This window comes from Acidobacteriota bacterium (assembly GCA_039030395.1).
Taxonomy (GTDB): domain Bacteria; phylum Acidobacteriota; class Thermoanaerobaculia; order Multivoradales; family JBCCEF01; genus JBCCEF01.
On sequence record JBCCEF010000006.1, the window covers coordinates 221869 to 233456 of the forward strand.

An 11588-nucleotide genomic window follows, 5' to 3' on the forward strand; every position below is an offset into this window, starting at 1 on the left:
ATTATTTGAAAATTGAGATTTTTTGCAAGATTGTGACGGACACTCCCGCTACTCTCGGGCTCCGAGAGGGTGCCGTCGGCCGTTCCGGACGGGCCGGCCGATGGCAAGACTCGACTCGTGGGACCAAGGGACGGCCGAGGCGAACGGCCGGTCTAAACGTCGCACTCCCCCTCGTCTTCGCAGGTGACTTCGACCTCGCAGTCTGACGTGTCGGTCAGGCCGCCGGGCTCCTGGACGGTCACCTCCACGAAGTAGAGACCCGGATCCTGGAACCAATGACTGGTCGTCTGACCGGTGCCGGTGCCGCCGTCATCGAAGTCCCAGGTGTAGGTCAGGGCGCCTCCGTCCGGGTCGTTGGAGCAGGATGCGTCGAAGGAGGCGTTCAGCGGTGCGGTGCCGAACACCGGCGAAGCCGTACAGCAGGCCGTCGGGGCCGAGTTGGCGGTGACCGTCGTCTGATCCACCAAACCGACGCCGTTGTTGCCTTCGTCCACTTCGGCGATGGAATTGGGCGAGTCGATGATCCAGCCCAAATGGTAGTTGCCCGCCGCCAGGGTGGCCGGGATGGTCATCGCGACGTTGAAGGTTCCTAGGGCGCCGGCGTTGAGCGAGAAGTTGGCCGCGCCGAGGAACGTGTCACCGGTGGTGATGAACCGATTGGTCGAGGCGAAGAACTCAACTCTTACGGAGTTCTGGTTGGTAGTGCCGCGATTCTCGATGGTGAAGCGAATGTTGACGGGCTGATTGCGCGCTGCCGTGGCCGGAGCCGGAATCGGTTGCGATTCCCCCGGAAATCCCGCACGGCTTTGAAAGGCCGATGCGGCAAGGTCTCGGGCGGTGCCCGCGGTACCGTAGCCGGCGCGCACCGCGAGGGTGTCGTCGGCGTGGGGCTGGATTTCGTTGAAGTTGCCGATGACGCCGCCGTCTTCGTAGAACTCATCCAGTGTGCTCATGACGTCATTCTCGTGATCGGCGCCAAACACGTGACCGAACTCGTGGATACCCACGATCGCCAGGACAAACGGCCCTTGTGGGTGCGGCGGCGGCGGGTTGATCTGGAAATCCCAAACATTGCCGTCGGGTGTCGGGTTGAAGATGACGTCCTTTTCGATGATGTCCGGATCCGCACCCCATAGCCACGGGCAGTTGTTTCGGGAGTACCGAGGGAAGGCTGCCGCCAAGACGTCAGCCGGTAGACCGAGAGCGTTCCACTCTGCCGCGGTCGCGATCGCGATGTTGTTGACGCCGTCGCCGATAACGAAGTTGTCGTTCGCCACAAAGGTGTAGTTGATCGTGAAGTTGGTGCCGGGGGATTCAGCGTTCCAGGCCGTCCGCATTCGTTCCACGGCCGCACGTTGTTGTGAACCCACCGGAAAGTCGACAGCGGAAACGTTCATGTTGATGGTGTTGGTATCCCAAACCACTCGGTTGCGGCACTCTTCGATCCACTCGAAGGCGCTGGCCGGGGTGGCTCCGACGACGGTGAGAATGACGATCGCGCAGCCTACGATGAGACGTTGCTGGTTCATCGAGCACCTCCCTTGAGGTTCAGGACGGTCGGAGGGACGTCGGCAGCCGTGGCGGAGACCACCGGCACCGGCTGGCGGTAAGAAGCTCGCTTCTGTTGCGCCTGAATCCTGGCGCTAAGGTCCCCTAGCACCGTGTCGGCCAACGGTAGGTCGATCGCGCGGGCGGCGTTCTGAGGTGCCACTTCGGTGACTTCCACGCCTTCCTGCCCGAGGAGAACGATCCCCGCCGATCGGTGAACCTTCCAATAGCCATCGGCGGCAAGCGCCTGATCGGCTCGCATCCAGTCGTCATCAGCGATCCCGGTCACCGGCCAGCCGTCGTGATCCACCAGAAGGGCCGCACCGCTTTCCGGATGCTGGCGGAAGTCCAGCTTGCCCTGGCTCCATCCCACCAGCGGGCAGAGCGCCTTGGTGTTGCCGGCGACAAACAGCAGGTGTCGTCCGCCCAACGCGAAGCGCGGAACGCTGGGAATGTAGGCGAAGATGTCGTCCGTATCCCCGCCGGTGAAACGTAGCGTCAGTTGCCCGGTCGTCGGTCGCTCGCCCTTGTAGGTTCGATCGACCTCGAAGGTCACCAAGGTGAAGGGGTATCCGGTCTTGGACGTCACGACCGTTTCGATGTGGACCACGGAACCTTCGAAGATCAGCTCCGCGCGGTCGATCTGTTCTCCAAGGCTTTGGCGAACGAGGGTTGTGGCCTGTGATGAGGTGGCCGCGATGAGTAGAACGAGAAGTCCCATCCAGGGCGTACTCCACTTTCGTTCCGGTCGCATCATCCTTGCTCCTTTCGATCATTGGATCGGGCATAGGACCGATCTGAATTGTGCAACACATATAATTATGCTCAATATTATATGAATTGCAATGAATCAATACTCTCCGGCTGAGGAGTGCCGGTGAGCGGGCGAGCTCCGGCAGAGGGGAGGAAGGTTCTAGGGGGGTAGGCTTCGAAAGGGCCGGCTCAGCAGGCACACTCGCGGCGCAGGAAATCGACCGCTCGTCCGTCCGGCCCCATTTCCACCTGGCAGCAGCGGGCGAGGGCATCGCCGAGCATGGATCTGGCGCGTTGGACCCGCGACTTGGCGCCGGAGAGAGACAATCCCAGCTCGGCGGCGACTTCGCGTTGGGTGCGGCCCTCGAAGTCCGCCAGGACCAATGCGCGGCGGTATTTCTCCGGCAGTTCCTCGGCCAGCGGGCGCAGCCAGGTCAGGACCTCTTCGTGGACGCTGTGATCGCCTTCGAAGGAGGCCAGGGAGGGTGCGTCGGCGGGCAGAGGAAGCTCCAGGCGTTCGAGGTCTTCTCCTTCGCTCAGCGGCACCTTGCGGGCTCGATAGTGGTCCGCAATCACCCGCCGGGCGACGCCGTAGACCCAGGCTTCGGCGCGCGCGGTGTCGCGCAGGGTGTGCGCCCGCTGGTGTAGGCGCAGCAATACCTCCTGCGCGACATCCTCGGCATCCAACGCCGGAACCCTCCCGGCCACGAATCTCCGCAGACCCGCCACGAAGGGCTGCCAGCTCGCTTCATCGGGCGGAGTCTGCGGATTGGGATTCACGGTGTTTTCGTCCTTGGGGAGCGGGCCCGCAATCAAGCGGCACCGGCCTCCGCCGGCGCGCAGCAGTCCGAGGCGCAACATCCGTCCTCGCGACCAGCATCTTGCGGTGCGGAGTAGCTGTCCGCCCGACCGGAAGTGTAGAACGCTTCCCAGGAAACTCCCTGGCCGTCGGTGACCCAGAGCTTGTCCGAGTGGTGGTAGCAGCAGGTGGTCTCCCCTTCGTCGAGGGTGGACGCCCCCGTGCGGCCGATCCGCTCCCGCAGCTCTTCCAACTCCTCCGGAGTCTCCGCCTGGATGCCGAGGTGCTCGACGCCCTTGCGCTCGCCATGGTCCGACAAACTGAAGTTCACCCGCGGATCGTCCAACATCCACTTGGCGTAGTCGTCTTCCCGCACCGTCGGTTCCGCGCTGAACAGCGTCGAGTAGAACCGGACGGAGTGATCGAGGTCTTCGACTTGTAGCATCACGTGAAGTCGCTTCATTGCGGTCTCTCCCGACTGGAAGTCCGGCTTCATTGCCGGTCTCCACTGGGGTAGTCGAAAAAGGGGGCGAAAGGACGCAAGATCGGAAGTACTGTTCAGAAGACTGGATTCCTTGCCTCTGCCGCTGGCCCGTCGAAACGCGACAGCTCGGCGCCTGCGCGCTTGGTCCCCGAGCACTACTTGAGCATCGTTGAGACGAGCAACCAAACGGGCGTCGGAAAGCCGGCCGGTATACTTTTCGTCATGGCCGAGGTTGAGTTTTCTAAGTCCTCAGCGCCGCAAGCGGCTGAGGATTCCGCCTGCGTGGAGGACGAATCGGAGGTCGATCTCACTCTGCTCCGATGGTTCCAGAGCCTGACCCTGCGTCAGCGCCTCGATGCTGCTTCCAACGCGGCGAATGCCCCAGCGCGTCTACGGCGGAGCGAAGTTCTCGATGGTGGCTGACTTTTCGGCACTGCTCGATAGCCTGGCCGAGGCAGGGGTGGAGCATATCGTCGTAGGCGGTGTGGCTGCGGTGATTCACGGTGCTCCGATGTCCACTTTCGACCTGGGCGTCGTGTACCGGAAGGCGAATCCCAACCTCGATCGCCTTGCTGCACTTCTCTAAACTCTCGAAGCTCGGGTATGCGATCCGGCCGGCAGGGATCTGGCGCCTACCCGGAACCGTCTGAAGAACGCCGGGCAGCTCCTGTTGTCCACCCGCCTGGGCCCATTCGATCTGCTGGGCCACTTGCACGACGGTCGCACGTATGAGGATCTCCTCAGCCAAAGCGAACTGCGAGATAGCGAGGGCCTCCGAACTTCGTGTCCTCGACCTCTCGACTCTGATCGAAGTCAAGACGGCGGCCGGGCGGCTGAAAGACCGGCAGGTCTTGCCGCTGCTGCGAGCGTTGTAGGACGAAAAAACCTAGCTTTCTCCCAAGAACCTCCGAATCCCCCCGAAGGTCTCCCGCCAACCGGTGTCGCAGCCGGCGTAGAAATCGTCCCCCTCCGGACCGGCGGGGAAGCCGTCTTGGGTCACCCTCAAGGAGGCACCGTCGGCGTGGGGCTCGACTTCGAAGGTGGTGACGAAGTCCGCCTCGAAGGGCAGCGGGCCGTCCTTGGAGCGGTACTGATAGTTGCCGAAGACGAGTTTCCGGGGCGGGTCGAAGACTTCGAGGGTGGAGGTGGTGAGGTAGTCCGGAGCGTCTTCGTCGTCCCCCCAGGCCGCCGCCCAGACTCCGCCCTCTTCGGGCACGACGAGCACTCGCGCCGCGCCCCACCAGCCGCGGATGGCGCTGGGGGTGATGAGCAGGGCGAAAAGGTCCTCGGGGGAGACCGGGAAGGCTTCTTCGTGGATGTGGGCTCGGGTGCTCATGGGGCCTCCTGGTGGGTTGTGGGTTTTCCGAGAGGATATCGGAGGGTTGGAGTGGCCGGAAGTGGACTTCGCCCTTTGTTCTTGCGTCTCTAGGGAGGATTTGCTATTTTCTCGGTCCCTTGTGGCGCGTTCGTCTAGGGGTCTAGGACGCCGGCCTCTCACGCCGGTAACACGGGTTCGAATCCCGTACGCGCTACCACTCCTCACTCCCTTCGGTCGTTCTGAGTTGTAGCGCGTACGGGTTTCGGTGTCATCCAGAGCCCAGCGGTGCTGGATTCTGGATGACTGCGAATCCTCTTTCCTTTGCCGGTAGGGCTGCCACTCACTCCGTCGAGTCGTTCTGAGTTGCAGAGCGGACGGGATTCGGTGTCATCCGCGACGAGCTTTACTCGCTCGCCGCCCTCTCTATCGCTAGTTCCTCTTTGGGATCGAGGCGGTAGTTCTTGGACTAAAAACTAACAACTCAGTCCGAAATTTGACATTGAATGTTCGAATTTCTATCATATGCGTGTTTGGGCGGATTGTCCGTCCGACCTCAGATCCAAGGAGGAGGTGCTGAGAATGCCGGTCACGCCCAAAGAGCTCAGTCGACGGATTCGAACCGCGCGGGAAGCATGTGGGCTGACGCAGGAGCAGGTGGCTCAGGATCTCGGGGTTTCGAGGTCGGCTGTAGCCCAGATCGAGAGAGGAAAGCGCTCGGTCTCCAGCCTTGAGCTGGACCGGTTTGCTCACCTGTTTGGCCGCGACATTCGTGATTTCGTAGCGGACTCATTCGACGAAACCGATTCTCTTGCGGCTCTTTTCCGCGCACAGCCGGCGGTGCTGGAGGAGCCATCCGTGGCGGATGCACTTCGAGACTGCGTAGCGATAGGAAGAGAGATCAGCAACCTAGAGGAGCTGCTCGGAATCGAACGATCAGCTGGAGTGGTCGCCAGTTACCAGCTGCGGGCCCCGAGCACTCGCTGGGAAGCGATTCGACAAGGTGAGGTACTGGCTAAGGAGGAACGTCGGCGCCTAGGCCTAGGCGCTGGTGCTCTGCCGGACCTGGCCGAACTCCTCGAAACGGAAGGCGTACGCACCGGGGTCGTTGATCTTCCAGACGACGTGTCGGGCTTGACGCTCAACGACAAAGAACACGGCCTCTTCGTGATTGCGAACCGCTCGCATCACGTTCTCCGCCGGCGTTTCTCCTTTGCACACGAGTACGCTCATGTGCTCGCGGATCGAGATCGTTTCGGGCTCATCAGCCGCTCGTCGGAACGCAGCAATCTGATCGAGGTTCGCGCCAACGCTTTCGGCGCAAGCTTCCTTATGCCCGAAGAGGGTGTGCGGGAGTTTCTCAGCAGCCTTGGAAAGGGAAGGCCAAGTCGTCCCTCGTCTGAGGTCTTTGACGAAGCGGATAGCGTCAAGGTTGAAGGGCGAATGGCGCCTGGCAGCCAGGCAGTACAGCTCTACGATGTTGTCCAGCTTGCCGCCCACTTCGGGGTGAGTCGCATTGCGGCGCTATACAGGCTGCGTAACCTGAACCTGATCAACGAAGCCGAGTTCGATGATCTGCGGACCTTAGATGACGCTGGAAGAGGGCGACAGCTCTCCCAGGCGCTTGGTTTGCCGGAACCCGATCACGAGGAGGCGCGGAATTGGTTCCGGCATCGTTTCCTGGGCCTTGCACTCGAGGCCTTCCGCCGTGAGGAGATCTCGCGCGGGAAGCTGGAGGAACTCGTATTGGTGCTTGGTGTTTCCAGAGAAGAGCTCGAGCGACTCCTCGAAGAAGCTGGCCTTGTCGAGCAGATCGCCGAGGGAATTCCGGAGCGATGACCATGCAGCGAGCCAGGGTCGTCGTGACCGATGCCAATGTGCTGATCAACCTCGCACATGTTCATCGGCTAGACTTTTGCGCTCGCCTTGCAGGCCTTGAGTTCGTAATTCCAGACCATGTCCGTGACGAGGTAACTCGCCGCGAGCATCGAGAAGCCCTGGAAGAGTCCATCGAGGCAGGCGTCTTCAAGGTCGTCAGCCTCACCGAGGCGGACGACATTGCGGCGTTCGCAGCGCTCACGGTCTTTCTGGGCCGCGGCGAAGCGTCGTGCTTGGTCCTTGCGTCGCGACACGGCTGGCTGGTCGCGAGCGACGAAAAAGGCAGGTTCCGTCGCGAGGCGATCGACCGTGTAGGTGAGGGCAAGATCTTGGGTACGGTGGAGATCTACCTCCGGGCTTTGCAAGCGGGCCTGCTCACGATTGAAGAGGCAGATCAAGACAAGACAATTCTCGAGGCGCGGCGGTTTCGGATGCCGTTTTGCTCATTCGGTGACGTAGTCGCTCGCTCGGACGCTTGAAGATGACGCAAGACAGCGCACGACAGTATCGCGTGTTGGCGATCGACGGCGGCGGCATGCGGGGCCTGTACTCCGCAACACTCCTGGATACCTTGGCTTGTAGGTACGCCCGTGAAGCGGGCGTAGATCACCTCGACGTCGGGCGTGGTTTCGACCTCATTGCGGGAACCAGCACAGGCGGTCTCCTCGCGTGTGCCTTGGCTGCGGGCATCCCTACCCAGAAGATCGCCGACTTCTACCGTAGCGAAGGGCCAAAGGTCTTCTCGAATCCCGTTCCCAGTTCGGCCGGCAGACTTGCGGTGTGGGCCCTTCGCGCTTGGAAAAGGCCTGCCAACCCCGCGGATCGACTCAGAGCGGCACTCGAGGCGATTTTTGGGCAGGAGACGTTGGCCGCGGTCTATGACCGCCGAGGAATCGCCCTTGCGATAACGGCGGTGAATTTCGAAGCACAGGCCGCACGGGTGTTCAAGACGCCGCACCATGCCCCCCTCAAACAGCGAGACAACAACTTCACTCTTCGAGATGTCTGCCTGGCGACGAGTGCGGCACCTATCTACCTACCGCCGGCGTTCATCGATGATCCTGACGCTCCCGGCAGCTTCGTGTTGGTGGATGGAGGCTTATGGGCGAACAACCCCACCCTCGTGGCGTTGATCGAAGCGCTTGCGACCGCGCCGCCACACAAGGACATTGTGATTATTTCCATCGGCACGAGCCCGGTCCCCACAGGAAAGGTCGCCGACGGCGAGCGGCAGTCCTGGGGGCTTGCCGACTGGAGGGCCGGAACGATGGCTCTGTCGACAGCACTTAATGTGCAAACCGAAAGCGTCGAGAGCATAGTTCGACTCCTTCTACCTCATCTCGAGAGACGGTGCGAGGTGGTACGGCTCCCGGCGACCGCGCCTTCGGCTGAACAGGCTCGCCTTATGGGCCTAGACCAGGCCTCGCGCTCGTCAATTCAGGTGCTGGAGTCCCTAGGCAAGAGGGATGCCGACCTACTGCACAGCGGCGCGGCGAACGCTGGAGGGGCAGACTCCCCTCTCCACTCAATCTTCCAGGATATGCCGGCGCTACCGAAGTAGGTCTAGCTCCCGACGCTCACGAAAGGAACCACGATCATGTTCGACTGCTCAAGCGAAATCACCGACTTCCACAATGCCAAGGTGCGTCTGCCGAAGGCAACACAGGACCTGTTACGTGGCCAACGCGACGCGAATAGAGCACGCGTGCGCGCGGGGCTCAAAGCTGCCGAGAAGCCCAAGCCCGAGCGGTTTGTGCCCCAGGGATCGCATGCGATGTACACGATCAACCAACAGCCTGAGAACGACTACGACATAGATGAAGGTGTAGTTTTTCTAAAGGCTGATCTCAAAGGTTTACAGGGTGGTGATCTCTGCCCACTGGAGGCACGGAAGAGGGTCTGTGATGCCGTAACGGACCCGGCCTTTTCCCAACAGCCTGAGGTTCGCAAGAACTGTGTCCGGATCTACTACTCTGCCGGTCACCATGTCGACATGCCGGTCTATCGTCAGTTCGAGGACGGATCGGGGAAGACCTCGACGGAACTTGCGAGTTCGGAGTGGAAGATCTCGGACCCCGAAGCTGTTACTCGCTGGTTCAACCAAGCCGTGAAAGCGAAGAGCCCCGACGAAACTAACGGCAGACAGATGAGGCGAGTTGTCCGGCAATTGAAGTATCTCTGTAAAAGTCGAAGCTCTTGGAACATGCCGAGTGGTTTCGTGCTTTCAGTCTTGGTAAACGAGACTTATGTGGCACGAGCGGGTCGCGACGACCAGGCTTTCCGGGACACGATCCGGACGATCCACAGCCGCCTCCACCTCAGCCTTGTAGTGAGACACCCCGTCGTCGCTGAGGACTTGACCAAGACCAGCGCCGACGCAAGCATGATCGAGTTGCGAGGTCGCCTAGGTGAGATGCTCGAACACCTTGAAGTGCTGGATGATCCTGAGTGCACCAAGAAGGCAGCTCTAAGAGCGTGGGCGAAGGTGTTCAGGACCGACTACTTCGACCAAGCGCTTGAAGCTCTTGCCGCTTCGTTGACGGTATTCACCAGAACTGGTTCGGCCCCGGAAGAGCCAGTCGAGAAACGCGGCGGTGGGCGTTTTGGATGAGGATCTTTTGGGCGGCTGGCGTCGTACAGCCATCAACGAGATCGACACGTTTCTCGTCGGCAGGGACCCGAAGTGTAGGCGGCTCGGTCGCACCGACCTGCCGAAGTACGGTCAGTACGAGGCCGAGACCGGCTGGTCGACCTTTATCGAAGCCGGTGACAATCGTTTCACTATCGATCTGATCGCCGATGCGGACACGCCCTTTTCGCCGCCGCTGATCTTTCTGGCTGGTGAATCAAAACTTCTTTGCTGGCCACATGTTGAGCGGGATAACAGGGTATGCGTACTGCCCGGCCACGCCACGCACGTCGTTCACGCCACTGCCACACTAGTTGAGCATCTGCTCGGGGAGGCCGGCCGATTGGTCGCTGCCAATCTCGCTGGCGAGATCAACGCCGACTTCGTTGCCGAGTTCCAGAACTACTGGCGGCTGAAACTGTCCCCCTCCGCGTCCGCCTTCTGGAGCCTCCTGAGGCCTGAGCCGCCGAGTCGGCTTGTCCGCTACACGGAAACAGAAGGCCGTGTCTTGGTGTGCGATGAAGAGAGTAGTGGTCGTCGGTGGGTGGAAAACTACTTCCGGCGCAGGCAGCGTCACGCGCCAGAGTTCAAGGAAGCGGCGCTTCTTTGGCTTACGGCACCACTGGATCCTAGGGATGTCCCAAAGAGTAACGCCGATATCCTGAAACTTGCGCTCGGCCGGTCTGATGATGGCGGCCTTGCGATTCTCGAGGCTGCCCTAGACTCCGCTCCCGAACGGATACCCCTTGTCATTGGATTCGCCACCTCGAACGGTCCCGTGCTCGTCGGTCTTTGGCTTCCGAGTCCCTCGGTGCGCTCAACGCCCCGCGGCAAGGCGGGGAATCCGCTTGAGGACGGCTACAGAAAGGGTCGAGCTCCAGCAAACGTGAAGATGAGACGCTTCTTGACGGCAGCCTCAAAGGCGAAACGCGCCGAAGTGGTTCGCTGTGATGCTAGTTGGCTACTTTCGCGGGGAGGCTCAAAGCTCAGCCTGCAGTTGCGGGACAAGAGCGTTGCGGTGGTTGGCTGTGGGTCGATTGGCGGGTCGGCGGCGCAGCTGCTCGCCCAGGCCGGAGTTGGCCGACTAGCTCTCCTAGACCCCGATCCTCTCCAGTGGGAGAACGTGTGCAGGCATGTCCTGGGCGGCTCGGAAGCCATTGGCAAGAACAAGGCCGAAGCAGTGTCTGGTTTCCTTCGGGGTCGCTTTCCGTTTCTCGACGTGGAGGCGTATTCCGAGAAGTGGGAACGAACCAGCCAAGACGACGCCAGTCCACTGACGACTGCGGATGTCGTCCTCGCGACCACGGGCATTTGGGCCTCGGAAGCTCACTTGAACGCACTGTGTCGCTGCAACCTGGACTTCCCGCCGGTCGTATTCGGCTGGACAGAGGCTCACGCTTGCGCAGGGCACGCATTGGCTGTCCTTCCTGTCGGCGGCTGCCTTGCCTGTGGTTTCGATGACAAGGGAAACTTCGAGCAAGCAGCGACGGAGTGGGAGGCCGAGCAACTTGAGCGCGAGCCGGCCTGCGGTGCGTTTTTCCAGCCGTATGGAAGTGCCGATCTTGCACCGATCGTCTCGATGATAGTGACGACTGTCATCGATGTGCTCCTTGGCGAGGTTGGGAGATCAGAGCATCGTGCCTGGCTAGGTTCAACGATCCGACTTGAAGGATTAGGCGGACATTGGAGTCGGAGCGCTTCGAGAATCAACGGGTCTACCGGCCAAGGTGAGCTCGTAAGCCGGGAGACTTGGCGCCGCGACGAGAAATGTCCGCTCTGCGGAGCCTCATAGTGCTTGCTTACGAGCTGCCCGCTTCCGAGGAGCGACTGCTTCTACACAGCGACGTCGTGAAGAATCTCCGGCGAAACAGGCAACTGGGTCCACGAAGCCGAGAGGCGGGAGGTCAGTTGTTTGCAGTCTTCTCAGAAGCAGGGATCGAAATCCGTTCTGCCACTGGTCTTCGCACAGGTGACAAGCGCGGCCGCTTCTCGTTCTTGCCGAGTCGATTACAAGAGCAACAGGAAATCAGCCGCCTATTCAACTGAATCGCCCCGGGTCTTTCGGAGGCTGAGTTAGTTGAGTCCCGCAGCGACGGGCTGGTGTTGCTGTTTTCGGTAGTAGTTTGCCTCGTGTTCGACAGGCGGCAGGTAGCCGATGGGTTCGAGAAGTCTCTTGTGGTTG

11 protein-coding genes and 1 tRNA gene are annotated in these 11588 nt (G+C 61.1%); 7 read left to right on the forward strand and 5 right to left on the reverse strand.

From position 1 onward, the window contains the following. Positions 1 to 152: 152 nt before the first annotated feature. The 4 genes from AAF481_08805 to AAF481_08820 all read right to left on the reverse strand — a co-directional run bounded on the left by AAF481_08805 (position 153) and on the right by AAF481_08820 (position 3563). Positions 153 to 1529: a PKD domain-containing protein gene (locus AAF481_08805; protein MEM7481259.1), complete on the reverse strand. Its 1377-nt coding sequence runs from the start codon at positions 1527 to 1529 to the stop codon at positions 153 to 155. Then, positions 1526 to 2269, reverse strand: coding sequence for a hypothetical protein (locus tag AAF481_08810; GenBank protein ID MEM7481260.1), 744 nt, complete (start codon positions 2267 to 2269; stop codon positions 1526 to 1528). The genes AAF481_08805 and AAF481_08810 overlap by 4 nt, the downstream gene beginning before the upstream one ends. A 221-nt stretch (positions 2270 to 2490) precedes the next feature. After that, positions 2491 to 3162: a sigma-70 family RNA polymerase sigma factor gene (locus AAF481_08815; GenBank protein MEM7481261.1), complete on the reverse strand. Its 672-nt coding sequence runs from the start codon at positions 3160 to 3162 to the stop codon at positions 2491 to 2493. Beyond that, entirely contained in the window at positions 3114 to 3563 is a 450-nt protein-coding gene (locus AAF481_08820; GenBank protein ID MEM7481262.1) for an ArsI/CadI family heavy metal resistance metalloenzyme, read from the reverse strand. Before AAF481_08820 ends, AAF481_08815 begins: the two co-directional genes overlap by 49 nt. 397 nt (positions 3564 to 3960) lie before the next feature. Here AAF481_08820 and AAF481_08825 point away from each other — a divergent pair, with 397 nt between their 5' ends. After that, positions 3961 to 4170, forward strand: coding sequence for a hypothetical protein (locus AAF481_08825; protein MEM7481263.1), 210 nt, complete (start codon positions 3961 to 3963; stop codon positions 4168 to 4170). A gap of 300 nt (positions 4171 to 4470) precedes the next feature. Here the strand turns inward: AAF481_08825 and AAF481_08830 are convergent, their stop codons facing one another. Further along, positions 4471 to 4920 (reverse strand): SRPBCC domain-containing protein, encoded by a 450-nt coding sequence (locus tag AAF481_08830; GenBank protein ID MEM7481264.1) that lies wholly within the window; start codon positions 4918 to 4920, stop codon positions 4471 to 4473. Between the two features lie 123 nt (positions 4921 to 5043). Here AAF481_08830 and AAF481_08835 point away from each other — a divergent pair. From AAF481_08835 to AAF481_08860, 6 genes are all read left to right on the forward strand, one after another. Beyond that, positions 5044 to 5119 (forward strand) — tRNA-Glu (locus AAF481_08835). 362 nt (positions 5120 to 5481) lie between these two features. Then, positions 5482 to 6738 carry an XRE family transcriptional regulator gene (locus AAF481_08840; protein ID MEM7481265.1) on the forward strand — a complete coding sequence of 419 codons (1257 nt, stop codon included), beginning with the start codon at positions 5482 to 5484 and terminating at the stop codon, positions 6736 to 6738. A gap of 2 nt (positions 6739 to 6740) precedes the next feature. After that, the gene (locus AAF481_08845) at positions 6741 to 7256 is read left to right on the forward strand and encodes a hypothetical protein (GenBank protein MEM7481266.1); all 516 of its coding nucleotides are present in this window, start codon (positions 6741 to 6743) and stop codon (positions 7254 to 7256) included. A 35-nt stretch (positions 7257 to 7291) separates the two neighbouring features. Beyond that, the gene (locus tag AAF481_08850) at positions 7292 to 8338 is read left to right on the forward strand and encodes a CBASS cGAMP-activated phospholipase (GenBank protein MEM7481267.1); all 1047 of its coding nucleotides are present in this window, start codon (positions 7292 to 7294) and stop codon (positions 8336 to 8338) included. 36 nt (positions 8339 to 8374) lie between these two features. Then, positions 8375 to 9388: a cyclic GMP-AMP synthase DncV-like nucleotidyltransferase gene (locus tag AAF481_08855; protein MEM7481268.1), complete on the forward strand. Its 1014-nt coding sequence runs from the start codon at positions 8375 to 8377 to the stop codon at positions 9386 to 9388. Beyond that, the gene (locus tag AAF481_08860) at positions 9372 to 11198 is read left to right on the forward strand and encodes a ThiF family adenylyltransferase (protein MEM7481269.1); all 1827 of its coding nucleotides are present in this window, start codon (positions 9372 to 9374) and stop codon (positions 11196 to 11198) included. The genes AAF481_08855 and AAF481_08860 overlap by 17 nt, the downstream gene beginning before the upstream one ends. Positions 11199 to 11588 lie beyond the last annotated feature (390 nt).

What these genes read in the sequence shown, in the direction of transcription:
- AAF481_08805 (MEM7481259.1), bottom strand. Translation starts at nt 1,529, where the DNA reads ATGAACCAGCAACGTCTCATCGTAGGCTGCGCGATCGTCATTCTCACC.
- AAF481_08810 (MEM7481260.1), bottom strand. Translation starts at nt 2,269, where the DNA reads ATGGGACTTCTCGTTCTACTCATCGCGGCCACCTCATCACAGGCCACA.
- AAF481_08815 (MEM7481261.1), bottom strand. Translation starts at nt 3,162, where the DNA reads ATGTTGCGCCTCGGACTGCTGCGCGCCGGCGGAGGCCGGTGCCGCTTG.
- AAF481_08820 (MEM7481262.1), bottom strand. Translation starts at nt 3,563, where the DNA reads ATGAAGCGACTTCACGTGATGCTACAAGTCGAAGACCTCGATCACTCC.
- AAF481_08825 (MEM7481263.1), top strand. Translation starts at nt 3,961, where the DNA reads ATGCCCCAGCGCGTCTACGGCGGAGCGAAGTTCTCGATGGTGGCTGAC.
- AAF481_08830 (MEM7481264.1), bottom strand. Translation starts at nt 4,920, where the DNA reads ATGAGCACCCGAGCCCACATCCACGAAGAAGCCTTCCCGGTCTCCCCC.
- AAF481_08840 (MEM7481265.1), top strand. Translation starts at nt 5,482, where the DNA reads ATGCCGGTCACGCCCAAAGAGCTCAGTCGACGGATTCGAACCGCGCGG.
- AAF481_08845 (MEM7481266.1), top strand. Translation starts at nt 6,741, where the DNA reads ATGCAGCGAGCCAGGGTCGTCGTGACCGATGCCAATGTGCTGATCAAC.
- AAF481_08855 (MEM7481268.1), top strand. Translation starts at nt 8,375, where the DNA reads ATGTTCGACTGCTCAAGCGAAATCACCGACTTCCACAATGCCAAGGTG.